Raw genomic sequence first — 15,913 nt, forward strand, 5'->3', positions numbered from 1 at the left:
ATCTTGATTGATGCGCCAAGCAAGGCATGAAGTCGCTGCGCGCGTGGAATCAGTTTGGATAAGCCTGGCCAGTCTCCGCCAGCAAGCTCTCCACCGCCGCCAATACCTGCCGAACCGGGATATTCTCCAAACACTCGCTGCGCTCGCTGCCGCCGCACCCGGCCAAGTTGCAAGGACGGCAGGGCAGATCCAGCGAGACCTGGCGATGCGGCACTTGCCACGGCCCCCAAACCTTATCGCGCGATGGCCCGAACAAGGCCACCACCGGCGTTTGCGCCGCGGCCGCCATATGCATGGGCAAGGAATCCACGCCCACCAGCATCCGCGCCCTGGCGATCAGGGCCGACAATTCCTTCAAGGAAAGCTGGCCGCTGAAATCGATAACAGGCTGAACGACGCCGGCCTTGACCTCGGCGATCATCCTGGCTTCTTCATCGGACGGCGCGCCGCTCAGAGCCACTTGCCAGCCGCGTTCATGCAAGGCATTGATCAAAGCCGCCATCCGCTCCGCCGGCCAGCACTTGTAAAACCAGCGCGAGCCCGGATGCACCAAGATGAAACCGCCGCGCGGCAACCCTTGCGCCGCCAGCAAACCATCGACCCGGCTCTCCGCCTCCGGACCGGCCACCATCTGCAGCTTGGTTTCCGATTCGCTCGGAAAGATCCCCAGCCTGCGCAGCGCGTCCAAGTGCCAATCGACGATATGTCGTTTATTGCCCAACACCAAGGCATGTCTATGGGTAAAGGTCTTGCGGAAGAAGCGCCCGCGATCGGGGACATCGGGCACCACCGACCAGCGCGGCTTGAGCAGGCGGACCAAGGCAGTCGCCCGATTATTGTCGTTCAACACCACAATCAATTGATAAGCGCGCGCCTTGAGCCGGGCAAACAAAGCCCACTCCAGCTTCAGCCGCTGCCAGGCGCCCAGCTTCTTCCAATTGCGGTCGATGGTGAAGACATTGTCTATCGCCGGATGCTGGGTCAGCATGTCTCGGGTTTCGTGATAGACCAGCGCGTCGATCTCGACATGAGGCGCATGGTTTTTCAGCACCGTGAACACCGGCGAGCTCAACAACACGTCGCCGTGGTGCATCAGCCTCACCACCAGCACGCGGCGGAGCTGGGACAAATCGATAGCGTCTTTAGGCATAAATAAAAACCGGGCTACTCGCCCGGCTCTGCGTTCAGCAGTTGCAACAAATCGGCTATTTTATCAGGATCTTCCGATCTGAGCATGCGCGCCGACAGCGAGGCGATTTCATCCAGGTGCGTGGTCAATACCTGCTGCTTCACCGCCAGCAAATTGGCCGGATGCATGGAAAACTTGCGCAGCCCCATGCCCAGCAGCAAACGGGTCAGCCTGGCGTCGCCCGCCATTTCGCCGCACACCGCCACCGGCAGATTGGATTTGATGCCGGTTTTGATGGTGTGCAGGATCAGCTTCAGCACCGCCGGATGGATGGGATCGTACAGATGGCTGACCGTGTCGTCGTTGCGGTCGATCGCCAGCGTGTACTGGATCAGGTCATTGGTGCCGATGGACATGAAGTCCACATGCTTGGCGAAACTGCCCGCCACCAGCGCCGCGGACGGGATTTCTATCATCGCGCCCACTTCCACGCCGTCGGCGTAGGCTATGCCCTCTTCGCGCAGCTCTTCCTTGGCGTACTCGAACTGCGTCAGCGCCTGCTTCAGTTCCGGCAAGGAGTTGAGCATCGGGAACAGCACGCGGATGCGGCCGTGCACCGAGGCGCGCAACAGCGCCCTGAGCTGGGCGCGGAACATCAGCGGCTCCGCCAGGCACAGCCGGATGCCGGTCAGACCCAGCGCCGGGTTCTCCGCCTGGCAATGATTGAGCCACTTCGGGCTCTTGTCGGCGCCCAAGTCCATGGTGCGGATGGTGACCGGCATGCCCTTCATCGCCGAAGCCACATGGCGATAGGCTTCGAATTGCTCGTCCTCGGTCGGCAGCGTGTCGCGGCCCAGGAACAGGAACTCGCTGCGGAACAGGCCTATGCCCACCGCGCCGGATTCGCGCACATCGTCCACGTCCTGCGGCCGCTCGATATTGGCCAGCAGCTCGATCACGGTGCCGTCGCGCGTCACCGCGCTGGATTTGCGGATCGACGACAGCTTGCGCCGCGCGCCGCGCCAGGCGCGCTGGCGGCGGCGGTATTCGGTCAGCACCAGATGATCCGGATTGATGATCACCACGCCTTGCTGGCCGTCGATGATGATCATTTCGTCCTGGCGGATCAGCTCGCGCGCATGATGCAGCGCGATCACCGACGGCAAGTCCAGGCTGCGCCCCAGAATGGCGGTGTGCGAAGTCGCGCCGCCGACGTCGGTGACGAAGGCGGCGAAGTTGGAATCCTTGAAATACACCATGTCGGCCGGCGACAGATCGTGCGCCACCAGGATGTGGTCTTCCACCAGATCCTCAGGCGCCGGCAGCTGCGGCGCGTCGCCGTCCAGATTGGTGAAGATGCGCTCGATTACCTGCAGCACGTCGTTCTTGCGTTCGCGCAGGTAGTCTTCCTCGATGGCGTCGAACTGCTCCACCAGGTGGTCGCATTGCAGCTTCAACGCCCATTCGGCGTTGCAGCGTTGTTTCTCGATGATTTCGCGCGGCTCGATCGAGATGGTGACGTCGCTCAGCAACATGATGTGCAGCGACAAGAACGCGCCCAGCTCGGCCGGCGCGTTCTCCGGGATGCTGCCCCACAGCATCTCCAGCTCTTTGCGAGTGGCGCGCACCGCTTCGTCGAAACGCGACTTTTCCGCCGGAATCTCTTCGTCTTCCAGCAGATAGTGCGCCACATCGTCCATGCTGCGCGAAATCAGGTGGGCCCGGCCTATGGCGATGCCCCCGCCTATGGCCACCCCGTGCAGGATGATGCTCATTGCCCCTCCCCCGGCGGACCGGTGTTATTGTATGTCCGCCTACATTCCCGCCGCTTGGCGACGGGCTCCCTGAATGACCGGGGCAAACCGGCCCCATGCGCCTCAGCGCTTTATTCCGCCTCGTCGAAGCGGTTGTTGATCAAGGCGATCAGCGCGTCCAGCGCCTGTTGTTCGTCTTCGCCGTTGATTTCCAGCTCTACCTTGGCGCCCTTGGCCGCCGCCAGCATCATCACGCCCATGATGCTCTTGCCGTTGACGCGGCGATTATTGCGGGCGATGAAGATATCGCTCTTGTAACGGCTGGCCAATTGCGTGAACTTGCTAGAAGCGCGCGCGTGCAGTCCCAACTTATTGATGATTTCCACTTCAGATCGCAGCATTACCTTCCCCCGGAATAATATAAAGCACGCCCTCCAGGCCGCCTGTGATCGCCTTGCTGACTACCACCTCCAGCGGCTGGCCGCTATAACACAGCGCCCGCACCAACATCGGCAGGCTCGCGCCGGCCACCGCCTCCACTCTGCCCGGCCGGATCAGCCGGCTGGCGATATTGGATGGCGTACCGCCGTACATATCGGTCAACACCACCACGCCGTCGCCTTGCTCCAGCCTGTCCACCAAGCTCTGAGCCTCCGTCAGCTTGCGCTCCGGGTCTTCGGTCTTGTCCACTGCCATCACCGCCAGATTTTCCGGCTCCCGGCCCAGGATATGCCTGGCGCAATCCGCCAGGCTGCGCCCCAGGTCGCCATGTGCGATTATCAGAACCCCTACCATGCCATTGTCTTCGGTGTGAGTGCGGCCAAACGGCGTGGCCGCGTGATTTGAGCCAAGCTCCAATCGCGCGGTCCGGGACGCATCCCGCCCGTTCCGCGCGGCGCGAATTCAATCTTCCTGAATTGTAACAGCTGAATCTGAGCTGCGGCGGTACCAGGACAGCTTGTCGGCCAGACTCACCACCTCGCCGACGATGATCAGAGCAGGCGATGCGATGCCATGCGAGGCCATCAGACCGGGCAGACTGGATAAAGTGCCGCACACGGTGCGCTGTCTTTCCGTCGTCGCCCACTCCACCGCGGCCGCCGGCGTCTCCGCCGCCCGCCCATGTTCGATGAAAGCCTGGCACAGCTCGGCGGCGGTGGACACGCCCATGTACACCACCACCGTCTGCTGCGGCCGGGTCAAGGCCGGCCAGTCCAGCTCGATGCTGCCATCCTGCTTGTGGCCGGTTACAAAGGTAACCGACTGGGCGTAATCGCGGTGTGTCAGCGGAATGCCGGCATAAGCCGCCGCGCCGCTGGCCGAGGTGATGCCCGGCACCACTTCGAAGGCGATGCCATTCTCGGCCAGCGTGGCAATCTCCTCGCCGCCGCGGCCGAAAGTGAAGGGATCGCCGCCTTTCAGCCGCAACACGCGCTTGCCCTGCCGCGCCAATTTCACCATCAATTGATTAATATCGTCTTGCGGCAACGCATGATTGGCGCGCGCCTTGCCGACATACACCCGCTCCGCGTCGCGCCGCGCCATGTTCAACAGCTCCGGCGCCACCAGCTTGTCGTACAACACCACATCCGCCAGCTGCATCAGCCGCAAGGCGCGGAAAGTCAGCAAGTCGGGATTGCCCGGCCCGGCGCCCACCAGATACACCGCGCCTGCCGGCTCGCAGCCGCCAGCCTCAATGCGGCTGGCCATCTCGGCGCGCGCGGCGGCCTCGTCGCCGTTCATCACCGTTTCCGCCAATTGGCCTTCCAGCACCGACTCCCAAAAACGGCGGCGGGCATCGATATTGTCGAAACGCGCCTTCACCTCGTCACGAAACGAAGCGGCGAAACGCGCCAAGCGCCCATATCCGGCGGGAATCAGGCTCTCCAGCCGCGCGCGGATCTGCCGCGCCAATACCGGCACGCTGCCGCCGCTGGCCACGGCTATCATCAGCGGGGAGCGATCAATGATGGCCGGGCTGATGTAACGCGACAGCTCGGCGTCATCCACCACATTCACCAGAATGCCCAGCGCCTCGGCATCTTCGGCCACCTGGCGATTCACAGCGGCGTCATCGGTCGCGGCAATCGCCAAACGCATGCCAGACAATTGTTCCGATGCATATCGCGCATTCAGGTGCGCGATTTCGCCGCGCTCCGCCATGCCCGCCAGCTCGGCGTTCAAGGCCGGCGCCGCCACGTTCACCCTCGCCCCCGCCTCAAGCAAGAGACGGACCTTGCGCAAGGCCACCTCGCCGCCACCCACCACCAGGCAGGATTGGCCCGTCAACTTGAGGAAAATCGGGAAAAAATCCATATCGCACTCCATTGCGCCGCACGCGAACGGCCATCCATGACTCAGAAGCCGCGACGCTTGGCCCACGCCCTCCCATTACCAGGCAGCATACTTTATTTGTTGCATAAATACGACGCTTAAGCCCCCGCTTGTCGCGTCGCAGCGAATAGACCCTGCGGCCAGTGTCAGAATCGGCGTTCACTTATTTGCAGTGGTGATTGTTTGACACAATTCTTCAACCGCAGCCGCCGCTTGGCTATCGTCGTCGGCCCGCTCTTGATGCTGATCCTGCCGGACGCCGCCTTGGCTGCCCTGCGCCCCGAACGATACGCAGGCAATCTGGCCAGCGTTTTTTGCCTGGGGCTGGCGCTGGCCTGTTGGCTGCGCGGCCGCTGGCTGCGCCAAAAAGTGCGCGCCGTGCTGCAGGATGCCAGCCTGGGCTTGCTGGAGTTCGATCTGCCGCGCCAGTACGTGACCGCCAACACCCACACCCTGCAACGCCTGCTGGGCATGCCGGCGCACACCCGCGGCATGGACTGCAACCGCTGGCTGTCGCTGCTGCATCCCGAAGACCGCGCCCGCTTCTCCATCATGCTGGAAACGCCGCCGCAAGCGCCGGAGGCCGGTTACGAAGCGCGCATCCGCCACCACAGCGGCCAGTGGGAATGGCTGGAAATGACGCTGCAGCCGGTTTGGCGCGCCGGCAAAGTGAGCCGGCTGACCGTGATCTGCCGCGTCGTCACCGCCCGCAAGCATCAAGAAGCGGCCATCTTGCGGCGCGAACAGCAATTCCGCACCCTGGTGGACAACTCGGAAGACATCGTCGCCCGCTATGATCTGGATCTGCGCTGCCAATTCATCAACCGCAGCGTGGTCCGCTTCTCCCCTTTGCCGCTGGAAGAGCATCTGGGCAAAACCCCGCGCGAAAAGGGCTGGTCGGAAGAGGCCAGCCAACGCTTCGAAAACGAATGCCGGCAATTGATGCAGAGCTGGGAGGCCAGGCGCTTCGAACTGGAGCTGCTCAACGGCGCGCAGCGCCACATCTTTGAAATCCGCCTGTTTCCCGAATTCGACAGCGCCGGCGCCTTGCGGACCATCTTGTCGGTAGACCGCGAAATCACCGCCAACCGCCAGGGCGAGCGGCTGCTGGCCGAAGAAAACGCCGTGCTGGAAATGATAGCCGGCCACCGGCCCTTGACCGAGACGCTGGAGCAGATCTGCCTGATGATGGAGTCGCAGCAGAGCGGCGGCATGTGCGGCATCATGCTGCTGAACGAAGACGGCGAATCCTTGCGCTACGCCGCCGGCCACAGCCTGCCGCCGGTGTACCGCAAGCAGATCGAGCGCGTGGCCATCGGCCCAGCCAGAGGCTCCTGCGGCACGGCGGCGCACTGGAAGCGCACCATCGTGGTCGAAGACATCGAGAAAAGCCCGCTATGGCAACACGCCCTGGAGCGCACCCGCGCCTTCGGCCTGCGCGCCTGCTGGTCCACGCCTATCTTCTCCAGCGAAAGAGCGCTGCTCGGCACCTTCTCCACTTATTATCGCGAACCGCGCAGCCCCAGCCAGGAAGAACTGGCCCTAGTGCAACGCAGCGCCCACATCATCGCCATCGCGCTGGAACGCGACGGCCATGAAAAACAACTGTATCGGCTGGCCACCCAAGACGGGCTGACCGAGCTGAACAACCGCCGCCAGTTCATCGAGCTGGCCGATCGAGAAGTCGAGCGCAGCCGCCGTTACCGCTCGCCCCTGTCCGTGCTGATGATGGACCTGGACCATTTCAAGTCGATCAACGACCAGCACGGCCACGCGGTGGGCGATGAGGTGATACGCCACTTCGCCCAGATGTGCCGGGAAGCGCTGCGCGCCTGCGACCTCAGCGGCCGGCTGGGCGGCGAGGAGTTCGCCGCCGTCTTGCCCAATACCGGGCTGGACGACGCGCTGCAAGTGGCCGAACGGCTGCGCGCCATGGTGGCCGAAGCCTCGCATGCCTGCGGTGCCGCCGTGCCGAACTACACCGTCAGCATAGGCGCGGCCATGTTGCGCCCAGACGAGAACGGCATTGATGAAGTCCTGACCCGCGCCGACAAACAGCTCTACCAAGCCAAGCGCGAAGGCCGCAACCGCGTTTGCGCCGACGGCGAGGCCCAATTGGCGCATTCGGGGTAAAATCGGCTTTTGCATGGAAACCGCCGCATCGTGACCGTCTGGCAGACCGCTTACCTGTCCCATCCCCTGTATCGCCCGCTGCAAGGCATCGCCGGACTGGCTGATCGCGCCGCCTGGCCGGACCAGGCCGAATACGACCGCCTGCTCGCCCAAAGCCGCGCCGCCGGCCAGCCCCTGCCTGAGAAGCTCAGATTCGTCTGCGACCTCGACCCCGGCGCGTATTACGAGATGCACATCGGCGCCACCGGCGAAGTGCCCACCCGCGGCGAAAACTGGCACGACTGGTTCAACGCGCTGGCCTGGCTGATCTGGCCGCGCGCCAAAGCCGCGCTCAATCGCCGCCATGTGCGCGCCATCGCGCGCGGCGAAGTGAAACGCGGCCCGCTGCGCGACGCCGCCACGCTTTTGGACGAATGCGGCGTCATCGTGGCGACGGCGGAGCCTAGGCTGGGCCAGGCGCTGGACGATATGCGCTGGCGCGAATTGTTTATCGAGCGACGCGCCGACTGGGGCCGCCGCATCGACGTTTTCACGCTGGGCCACGCGGTGATGGAAATGGGATTGACGCCGCATATCGGCTGGTGCGGCAAAGCGTTGATTCTGGAGGTCGACCCGACGTTTTTCGAGTGGGACGATACCAGCAAGCTGCGCCATCTGGACGCCGCGCTGGCGGCCAGGCTGGACGACGACGCCTTCCTGCCCGCGCCGCGCGCGATGTGCCCGCTGCCGCTATTGGGCCTGCCAGGCTGGTGGCCGGACAATGAGAATCCGGCCTTCTACGACAATGCCGCTTACTTTTGCCCGACGCGGCGAGCGAAATCAGCCGCCGTCACGGCCTGAAGCCCATCGCTCAGCGGTCCCATCACATCGGTCAAGGCTTCGCTCAAGCCGTCGCCGCCCGCCGAGCTGCGGCGATACACGAACAGTTCGAACAACTCGGCCAGCGTGATGGCCGACAAGCGCTTGCGCAGCACCCAGGCGTCGCCCTGGCCTTTTTGGACATAGCCGTTCTGCGCCAACCGGTCCAGCACCAGGCCCAGTTCGTCGTAACCCACCTTCACCCGCGCGCGCAGTTGCGGCGGCGTCAGCGCCTCGCCCCTATCCTGGCCGGCGTCCAGCAAGAGCAGCACTTCCAGCGCGTCCTGAAAACGGCGGTGCGGCTCATTGCGACGGCGCCAAGCATCGCCTTCCCAATAAGACAGCGCCGAGGTGAACACCGCGCCGGCCAGCACCACCAGCCACAGGCAATACACCCACAGCAGAAAGATCGGGATGCTGGCGAAGGCGCCATACACCAGCTGGTAATTGGCCACCTGGCCGATATAAAAGCCGAAGCCCGCCTTGGTGCCCTCCAGCAATACCGAGGTCGCCAGCGCGCCGACGATGGCGTGCTTGATCGGCACAAAGCGGTTGGGCACGATGCGATACAGCAGCGACAACACCAGCGCCGTCAGCACGATGGTGCCGCCTATCTCCACCACATTGGCGAGCACCGGCAGGTTCTTCTCGAAACGGGTGGCCTTGAACAGCCAGCGCCAGGACAGCAGGCTGCCGCCCAGCACCAGCGGGCCCAAAGTCAGCACCGTCCAGTACACCATGCTCTGCTGCAGCCAGGGCCGGCCGCGGCGCACGCCCCAGATCGCGTTGAAAGTGCGTTCGATGGTGGACATCAGCATCAGGGCCGTCACCCCCAACATGGCGATGCCGGCGGCGGTGAGCTTTTCCGCGTTGTCGGCGAACTGCCGCATATACACCGTTATCACCTTGCCGGCGAACTCCGGCACCAGCGTGGACAGCAACATGATCTTGAAACGGGTGCTGTAGTCGGCGAATACCGGAAACGCCGAAATCACCGTCAGCGCGATGGTGAACAAGGGCACCAGCGCCAGCAGCGTGGTGAAAGTCAGGCTGCCCGACACCTGCATCAGGCGCAGCGCGCCCATGCGGCGGGCAAGGAAGCGGGCGAAGCCGCAAACGGGTTCAAAGCTTTGGATCTGCATGGCGGCAAAGGTAAAGCCAAAGCCGCCGCGAAGCAAGGGAGGCAAGCGCGGCGGCTTTGCCCTATCATGCGGCGATTAAGCAAGATTGAGAGAGAACTTCATGCTAGACATCCTGGTGCTGTATTACAGCCAGAGCGGCGCGACCCGCGAACTGGCCCGACTGATCGCCCGCGGCGTGGACAGCGTGCCCGGCTGCCAGGCCCGGCTGCGCACGGTGCCGAAGATTTCCACCGTCTGCGAGGCGGTGGAGCCGGCCATTCCGGAAGACGGCGCGCCTTATGTCGAGCGCCAGGATTTGATCGATTGCGCCGGCCTGGCGCTGGGCAGCCCCACCCGCTTCGGCAATATGTCGTCGGCGATGAAGTATTTCATCGACGGCACCGGCGGGGAGTGGATGCAGGGCACGCTGGCGGGCAAGCCGGCCTGCGTGTTCACCAGTTCGGCCTCCTTGCACGGCGGCCAGGAGTCTACCCTGCTGACCATGATGATTCCGCTATTGCATCACGGCATGGTGATCGCCGGCCTGCCGTACTCGGAGTCGGCGCTGACGGCGACGCAGACGGGCGGCACGCCGTATGGGGTGAGCCATGTGTCGGGGATGGATAATCGGCAGCCGATCAGCGAGCACGAGAAGGTGTTGGCGCTGGCGCAGGGGAAGCGGCTGGCGGAGTTGGCGGTGAAGCTGGCGGCAAGGTGATGGAAGGGGGCGCACGTCCCGTAGGGCGGAAGCCCCTGCGGGGCGTTCCGCCGCCTTGCTGTTGAAACGCGGGCAAGGCTGATGGCCTGCTCGCCCAACTTGCTTGCCCGCCCGGCGCGGCGAGCCAACTTGCTCTCCTGTGCTAAATGGAATCCGCTCTGCGAACACGAGGCCTTGCCGAAACCACACCGGCGGAACACCCGGCCTTGCCGGGTTTCCGCCCTACGGCGCGGCGAAGAAGCTGCTGGGCGGCGCGCCCAGCTCGCGCTTGAACATGGTGGCGAAGGCGCTGGGGCTGGCGTAGCCCAGGTCCAGCGCCACTTTCAATACGCTGTCGCCGCAGGCCAGCCGCTGCAAGGCTTGCATCAGGCGGGCCTGCCGCCGCCATTGGCCGAAGCTGAGGCCGGTTTCGCGGCGGAAGCGCCGCTGCAGCGTGCGCGGGTCCAGCGCCAGTTCGCGCGCCCACTCCGTCGCGCCGCGCTCGTCGTCCGGCCGCTCCAGCCACACCGAGCACAAGCGTTGCAGCGCCGGGGACGCGGGCTGGGGCAAGGACAGCGGCAGCACCTGGGCGCGGCGGATTTCATCCAGCGCCAGCAACATCACCCGTTCATCGCGCGACCCCGGTTCGCAAGGCACCGGCACATCCACCGCCGCCAGCACCAGTTCGCGCAATAAAGGCGTCACCTCCAGCACGCAGCACGTTTCCGGCAAGCCGGACAACATGTCCTGCCGCACGAAGATATTGCGCATGCGCACCGGGCTGACCATGCGCACCTGATGCCAAGTGCCGATGGGCAGCCAGATCGCCCGAGTCGGCGGCACAATCCACTGCCCGCGCTCGGTGCCGACCCACATCAGCCCCTCTACCGAATACAGCAACTGCGCGGTAGGATGCTGATGGCGCGGCGACTCGACCCCTGCTGGATAGTCGCGCAGCTTGCCGACCACCGGCAACACGCCCCGGTCGTATCGTTCCAGATCGTCGAAGCTGCTCATATCGCCTCTTTCAATAAGATGGATGCCTCATTTTCGCAGGACTGGCTGATTTTTGCCGCATAAGATGGACACACCACCTGTATCGAGAATCTTTTCATGGCCACCAGTTCTTCCCTCGCCGCGCCGGCGCAGGACACCCGCTTCAAGGTGCTCGGCGCCATCAGCGTCTCGCACTTTCTCAACGACATGCTGCAGTCGCTGCTGGTCGCGCTCTACCCTTTGCTGAAGGGCAATTATCATCTGAGCTTCGCCGAAATCGGCCTGCTGACCTTCACTTACCAGTGCACCGCCTCGCTGCTGCAGCCGCTGGTGGGCATCTACACCGACAAGAAACCGCAGCCGTTCTCGCTGGTGTTCGGCATGGGTTCGACGCTGTGCGGCATGCTGCTCTTGTCCTGCGCCGCCAACTTCCCGCTGCTGATGCTGGCCGCCGCGCTGATCGGCACCGGCTCTTCGGTCTTCCATCCGGAATCTTCGCGCGTGGCGCGGATGGCGTCCGGCAACCGGCCCGGCCTCGCCCAGTCGCTGTTCCAAGTGGGCGGCAACGCCGGCAGCGCCACCGGCCCGCTGTTGGCGGCGCTGATCGTGATCCCGATGGGCCAGGGCAGCGTGGCCTGGTTCAGCCTGGCCGCCCTGCTGGCCATGCTGGTGCTGTACCGCGTCGGCCTGTGGTATGCCCAGCAGCATCGCCAGGCCAAGAAGCACGCCGCGCCGGTCCTGCCCGACCTGTCGCCGGGCCGCGTCAAGGCTACATTGCTATTGCTGCTGTTGCTGGTGTTCTCCAAGCACTTTTACCTCGCCAGCATCTTCAGCTACTACTCTTTCTATTTGATTCACCATTTCCAGATCGGCGTGCAATCGGCGCAGCTGTATTTGTTCCTGTTCCTGTTCGCCGTCGCCGCCGGCACGGTGCTGGGCGGCCCCATCGGCGACGCCATCGGCCGCAAGCGGGTGATAGGCTTCTCCATCCTGGGCGTGGCGCCGCTGGCGCTGGCGCTGCCGCACGCCAATCTGTTCTGGACCGCGGTGCTGTCCTTCCCCATCGGCTTCATCCTGGCTTCGGCCTTCCCGGCCATTCTGATTTACGCCCAGGAGCTGCTGCCGGGCAAGGTGGGCATGGTGTCGGGCATGTTCTATGGCTTTGCCTTCGGCATCGGCGGCATCGGCGCGGCAGTGCTGGGCCTGGTAGCGGACAGCCATGGCATCGAATCGGTTTATCTGATGTGCTCTTTCCTGCCGCTACTCGGCATCGCCGCCGTGGCGCTGCCGGACCTGCATCGCAAAAGAGCCGCCTGAGTTTCCGCGAAGCATCCAAGCGCCCGCCTGCCGGGCGTTTTTGCATTTCGCCTGCGTTCAGCTCAGCGGCTCAAAACTTGACCGGCTTAATTAAATGACCAATAAAATGCTTTTGACATTTAAATAATAATATCTGGTTAACAACCCTACTCGCAGATCAGAGTTTGCAAACGAGAATTACTAGCACTATCATGGCGTTCCAAGACCTGTCCATCAGGCCAAAATTCATAAGGAAAACATGATGCGTCGCTTTGTCTGCCAGCTGGCCGTCGCCAGCATCGCCCTGTCCGCCTCCTTCGCCGCCATGGCCAAGGAATACCCGATCGGCAAACCGTTTCTGAAAAACGGCATGGAAATCGGCGCCGTCTACCTGCAGCCGACCAAGATGGAACCGGACGGCATGATGCTGAAGCCGGAGGCGTCCGACGTGCACCTGGAAGCCGACATCCACGCCACCAAGAACAACCCGAACGGCTTCGAAGAAGGCGCCTGGATGCCCTACCTGGTGGTGAAGTACGAACTGACCAAGGTTGGCGGCAAGACCCAGAAGGGCGACCTGATGCCGATGGTGGCCAACGACGGCCCGCACTACGGCGACAACGTCAAGCTGCAAGGCCCGGGCAAGTACAAGCTGAAATACACCATCATGCCGCCGTCCGCCAACGAGCACGCCCACTTCGGCCGCCACGTGGACAAGGAAACCGGCGTCGGCCCGTGGTTCAAGCCCTTTGAAGTGAGCTACGAGTTCACCTACGCCGGCATCGGCAAGAAGGGCGGCTACTAAGCCAGCCGCACCGGGAATGTGAACGCAAAGCATTCTTGATTGCGATACAATGACACAGCGCGGCTTTCGCGCTGTTTCTCATTCGGGATACTGATTCGATGACCGCATTGCGCCTCGCCGCCGCCCTGTTGGCCGGCCTGCTCTCCGCCTCGGCCTTGGCCGACGACATGCCCGTCTTCAAGCTGCAGATGAAAGACGGCCAACTGATTCCCGCCCGGCTGGTGGTGCCCGCCGGCAAGAAATTCAAGATCGAAGTGATGAATATCGGCAAGACCCCGGCCGAGTTCGAAAGCACGCCGCTGCGCAAGGAAAAAGTGCTGGGCCCCGGCGCCGAATCCTTCCTGGTGTTCCAGCCGCTGGCGCCCGGCGAATACAAGTTTTTCGACGAATTCCACATGAAGACCGGCCAAGGCGTCATCGTCGCCAAGTAATCGCGTAAGGAACAAGCAATGGGACAGGTACTCTTCATCGTCTGGCGCGAAAGCGTGGAGGCGCTGCTGGTGGTCGGCATCCTCAATGCCTGGATGAACCACAATCCGGCCGGCCGCGCCGGCAAGCCCTATCTGTGGGGCGGCGTGGCGCTGGGCCTGGCGATGGCCGTGGCCCTGGCGGTGGCGCTGTTCACCGCCGGCAGCCTGATGGCCGGCGCTCAGGACTACTTCCAGACCGGCATGGTGTTCATCGCCGCCGCGCTGATCGTGCAGATGGTGCTGTGGATGCGCGAACATGGCCGCACGCTGAAGAAAGAACTGGAAAGCGGCTTGTCGGAGAAAGCCTCCAGCGGCAGCTGGTGGGGCGTCACCGTGCTGGCCGCGCTGGCCATCGCCCGCGAAGGCAGCGAGACAGTGGTCTTCCTCTACGGCATGCTGGCCGAAGCCGGCGGCATGGAACTGGTGAAAATGGCCGGCGCCGGCGCGATCGGCCTGGCGCTCGCCTTCCTGACTTTCTACGTGCTGCAATTGGGCGGCAAGGTGCTGTCGTGGCGGCTGTTCTTCCGCGTCACCGAAATCATGCTGTTGCTGCTGGGCGCGTCCTTGTTCTTGTCCGGCGTGGAGAAGCTGATCTCGATGGATGTGCTGCCGGCGCTGGTGGACCCGCTATGGGATAGCTCCGCCGTGCTAGACGACATGTCGCCGTTCGGCGGCGTGGTGGCAGCCCTCACCGGCTACCGCTCGCACCCGGCGCTGACCAGCCTGCTCGCCTACGCGCTGTTCTGGGCAGCCATCTGGGCGCTGTTCCAATGGCGCAACCGTCGCCTGGCGGCCGCCGCGGCATGAAGCCGTCCCGCCAGCCGCGCCCGCCGCAGCGGGTCATCCCCATCATCGCCGCTCCAGCCGGGGGCGGTTCCTGTAGCCCGGAGCGGCGGCCGCGCGGCCTGCTGGCGCTCGCGGGCGATTGGCTGCGCGACCACGGCTCGCTGCTGCGCAAGCTGCAGTGGGCGGTGGTATTGGTTTATGCCTTCCTGCTGATCGTGCCGGCCTGCCTGTCCTTGCCTGAAGACACCGCGCGGATGTGGGACAACCTGACCATTTTCGCCCAATTCGTGTTCTGGGGCATCTGGTGGCCCTTCGTGCTGTTGTCCATGGTGCTGTTCGGCCGGCTGTGGTGCGGCGTGCTGTGCCCTGAGGGCGCGCTGTCGGAATGGGCGGCGCGCAAGGGCATGGGCCGGCCGATTCCGCGCTGGATGCGCTGGGGCGGCTGGCCATTCGTCGCCTTCGTCCTCACCACGGTCTACGGCCAGCTGGTCAGCGTCTACCAATACCCCAAGGCCGCACTGCTGGTGCTGGGCGGCTCCACCGTGGCCGCGGTGATCGTCGGCTTCATCTACACCCGCGGCAAACGCGCCTGGTGCCGCCACCTGTGCCCGGTCAACGGCGTATTCGGCCTCTTGTCCAAGCTGGCGCCGCTGTATTACCGCGTCGACGAAGCCGCCTGGAAAGCCTCCCATGAGCGGACACCAGCGGTGGACTGCGCGCCGCTGCAGCCGCTCAGGCATATGCAGGGCGGCAGCGGCTGCCATATGTGCGGCCGTTGCAGCGATCACCGCTCGGCCATCCAGCTGAGCCTGCGCCCGTCCAGCGACGAGGTGGTGCGGGTGGCGGAGAAAGAAGCCGACGGCTGGCAGACGGCCTTGATCGTCTACGGCTTGCTGGGCGTGGCGATGGGCGCTTTCCACTGGACAGTCAGCCCCTGGTTTGTCTGGCTCAAGCAAACGGCGGCGGAATGGCTGGTGGACCGGGACATCATGTGGCCGCTGGACACCAATGCCCCATGGTGGCTGCTTACCCACTACCCGATGCACAACGACGTGTTCTCCTGGCTGGATGGCGCGTCGCTGATCTCCTATGTAAGCGCCACTTCATTGGCGCTGGGCAGCGGCATTCTGCTATCTCTGGCCCTGGCGGTGATCATGGCCGGACGCTGGCAGACTCAGCGCTTGCATCATCTGGCGCAGGCACTGATCCCGCTGGCTGGTTGCGGCGTGTTTCTGGGCCTGTCCGCCTTGACGGTGACGCTGCTGAAGGCGGAAGGCTACGGCATGCATTGGGTCAACCATGCCCGGCTGGCCTTGCTGGCCGGCGCCAATCTGTGGGCGCTGCGCCTGGCCTTCGGCATTCTGGCGCGCTGGAAAGCGGGCTTGCGCGGCTATCTGGCGCTGGCGCCGTTCTGCGCCGCGCTGGCCTTGGTGGACTGCGCCTGGGGCTTCATGTTCTGGTGGTGGTAAGACGTCTTGGAGGAGACGGGACGCTGTGCGATAACACAGTATCCCTTCTCCGCTAAGGAACCGCC

Annotated in this window: 15 protein-coding genes; 8 read left to right on the forward strand and 7 right to left on the reverse strand. The window is 64.1% G+C overall.

The features are described from left to right. Positions 1–49: 49 nt before the first annotated feature. The 5 genes from rfaQ to cysG form a co-directional block, all read right to left on the reverse strand. On the reverse strand, positions 50–1,150 hold the full coding sequence (gene rfaQ / locus NKT35_RS04080; protein WP_254299100.1) for a putative lipopolysaccharide heptosyltransferase III: 1,101 nt from the start codon (positions 1,148–1,150) through the stop codon (positions 50–52). A 14-nt stretch (positions 1,151–1,164) separates the two neighbouring features. Continuing rightward, entirely contained in the window at positions 1,165–2,904 is a 1,740-nt protein-coding gene (gene ptsP / locus NKT35_RS04085; RefSeq protein WP_254299102.1) for a phosphoenolpyruvate--protein phosphotransferase, read from the reverse strand. A 110-nt stretch (positions 2,905–3,014) separates the two neighbouring features. Next, the gene (locus tag NKT35_RS04090; RefSeq protein ID WP_254299104.1) at positions 3,015–3,284 is read right to left on the reverse strand and encodes an HPr family phosphocarrier protein; all 270 of its coding nucleotides are present in this window, start codon (positions 3,282–3,284) and stop codon (positions 3,015–3,017) included. Beyond that, positions 3,271–3,678 (reverse strand): PTS sugar transporter subunit IIA, encoded by a 408-nt coding sequence (locus tag NKT35_RS04095; protein WP_254299106.1) that lies wholly within the window; start codon positions 3,676–3,678, stop codon positions 3,271–3,273. The genes NKT35_RS04090 and NKT35_RS04095 overlap by 14 nt, the downstream gene beginning before the upstream one ends. A 108-nt stretch (positions 3,679–3,786) precedes the next feature. Beyond that, entirely contained in the window at positions 3,787–5,199 is a 1,413-nt protein-coding gene (cysG, locus tag NKT35_RS04100; protein WP_254299108.1) for a siroheme synthase CysG, read from the reverse strand. A 201-nt stretch (positions 5,200–5,400) separates the two neighbouring features. Here cysG and NKT35_RS04105 point away from each other — a divergent pair, with 201 nt between their 5' ends. After that, the gene (locus NKT35_RS04105) at positions 5,401–7,350 is read left to right on the forward strand and encodes a sensor domain-containing diguanylate cyclase (protein ID WP_254299109.1); all 1,950 of its coding nucleotides are present in this window, start codon (positions 5,401–5,403) and stop codon (positions 7,348–7,350) included. 30 nt (positions 7,351–7,380) lie between these two features. Further along, entirely contained in the window at positions 7,381–8,190 is an 810-nt protein-coding gene (locus NKT35_RS04110) for a DUF3025 domain-containing protein (protein ID WP_254299111.1), read from the forward strand. On the opposite strand, the gene NKT35_RS04115 is transcribed toward NKT35_RS04110, so the two are convergent. Next, positions 8,142–9,395, reverse strand: a complete 1,254-nt coding sequence (locus NKT35_RS04115) for a YihY family inner membrane protein (protein ID WP_254299113.1) — start codon at positions 9,393–9,395, stop codon at positions 8,142–8,144. The genes NKT35_RS04110 and NKT35_RS04115 overlap by 49 nt on opposite strands. A gap of 55 nt (positions 9,396–9,450) precedes the next feature. Between NKT35_RS04115 and wrbA the strand changes: the two genes are divergently transcribed. Next, a complete protein-coding gene (gene wrbA / locus NKT35_RS04120; protein WP_254299115.1) occupies positions 9,451–10,047 on the forward strand; it encodes an NAD(P)H:quinone oxidoreductase in 597 nt (198 codons plus the stop codon). 222 nt (positions 10,048–10,269) lie between these two features. On the opposite strand, the gene NKT35_RS04125 is transcribed toward wrbA, so the two are convergent. Then, entirely contained in the window at positions 10,270–11,043 is a 774-nt protein-coding gene (locus NKT35_RS04125) for an AraC family transcriptional regulator (RefSeq protein ID WP_254299117.1), read from the reverse strand. Between the two features lie 96 nt (positions 11,044–11,139). On the opposite strand from NKT35_RS04125, the gene NKT35_RS04130 reads away from it, so the two are divergent. The 5 genes from NKT35_RS04130 to NKT35_RS04150 all read left to right on the forward strand — a co-directional run bounded on the left by NKT35_RS04130 (position 11,140) and on the right by NKT35_RS04150 (position 15,848). Further along, positions 11,140–12,339, forward strand: coding sequence for an MFS transporter (locus NKT35_RS04130; RefSeq protein WP_305883465.1), 1,200 nt, complete (start codon positions 11,140–11,142; stop codon positions 12,337–12,339). 238 nt (positions 12,340–12,577) lie between these two features. Next, complete coding sequence (locus NKT35_RS04135; protein WP_254299119.1) at positions 12,578–13,123, forward strand: iron transporter; 546 nt, start codon at positions 12,578–12,580, stop codon at positions 13,121–13,123. 98 nt (positions 13,124–13,221) lie between these two features. Continuing rightward, positions 13,222–13,554, forward strand: a complete 333-nt coding sequence (locus tag NKT35_RS04140) for a cupredoxin domain-containing protein (protein WP_254299121.1) — start codon at positions 13,222–13,224, stop codon at positions 13,552–13,554. An 18-nt stretch (positions 13,555–13,572) separates the two neighbouring features. After that, positions 13,573–14,400, forward strand: coding sequence for an FTR1 family iron permease (locus tag NKT35_RS04145; RefSeq protein ID WP_254299123.1), 828 nt, complete (start codon positions 13,573–13,575; stop codon positions 14,398–14,400). Then, complete coding sequence (locus tag NKT35_RS04150; RefSeq protein WP_254299125.1) at positions 14,364–15,848, forward strand: 4Fe-4S binding protein; 1,485 nt, start codon at positions 14,364–14,366, stop codon at positions 15,846–15,848. The genes NKT35_RS04145 and NKT35_RS04150 overlap by 37 nt, the downstream gene beginning before the upstream one ends. The last annotated feature ends 65 nt before the right edge of the window (positions 15,849–15,913 follow it).

Source organism: Chromobacterium sp. IIBBL 290-4, from assembly GCF_024207115.1.
GTDB lineage: Bacteria > Pseudomonadota > Gammaproteobacteria > Burkholderiales > Chromobacteriaceae > Chromobacterium.

What these genes read in the sequence shown, in the direction of transcription:
- rfaQ (WP_254299100.1), bottom strand. Translation starts at nt 1,150, where the DNA reads ATGCCTAAAGACGCTATCGATTTGTCCCAGCTCCGCCGCGTGCTGGTG.
- ptsP (WP_254299102.1), bottom strand. Translation starts at nt 2,904, where the DNA reads ATGAGCATCATCCTGCACGGGGTGGCCATAGGCGGGGGCATCGCCATA.
- NKT35_RS04090 (WP_254299104.1), bottom strand. Translation starts at nt 3,284, where the DNA reads ATGCTGCGATCTGAAGTGGAAATCATCAATAAGTTGGGACTGCACGCG.
- NKT35_RS04095 (WP_254299106.1), bottom strand. Translation starts at nt 3,678, where the DNA reads ATGGTAGGGGTTCTGATAATCGCACATGGCGACCTGGGGCGCAGCCTG.
- cysG (WP_254299108.1), bottom strand. Translation starts at nt 5,199, where the DNA reads ATGGATTTTTTCCCGATTTTCCTCAAGTTGACGGGCCAATCCTGCCTG.
- wrbA (WP_254299115.1), top strand. Translation starts at nt 9,451, where the DNA reads ATGCTAGACATCCTGGTGCTGTATTACAGCCAGAGCGGCGCGACCCGC.
- NKT35_RS04125 (WP_254299117.1), bottom strand. Translation starts at nt 11,043, where the DNA reads ATGAGCAGCTTCGACGATCTGGAACGATACGACCGGGGCGTGTTGCCG.
- NKT35_RS04130 (WP_305883465.1), top strand. Translation starts at nt 11,140, where the DNA reads ATGGCCACCAGTTCTTCCCTCGCCGCGCCGGCGCAGGACACCCGCTTC.
- NKT35_RS04135 (WP_254299119.1), top strand. Translation starts at nt 12,578, where the DNA reads ATGATGCGTCGCTTTGTCTGCCAGCTGGCCGTCGCCAGCATCGCCCTG.
- NKT35_RS04140 (WP_254299121.1), top strand. Translation starts at nt 13,222, where the DNA reads ATGACCGCATTGCGCCTCGCCGCCGCCCTGTTGGCCGGCCTGCTCTCC.
- NKT35_RS04145 (WP_254299123.1), top strand. Translation starts at nt 13,573, where the DNA reads ATGGGACAGGTACTCTTCATCGTCTGGCGCGAAAGCGTGGAGGCGCTG.
- NKT35_RS04150 (WP_254299125.1), top strand. Translation starts at nt 14,364, where the DNA reads ATGGCGCAACCGTCGCCTGGCGGCCGCCGCGGCATGAAGCCGTCCCGC.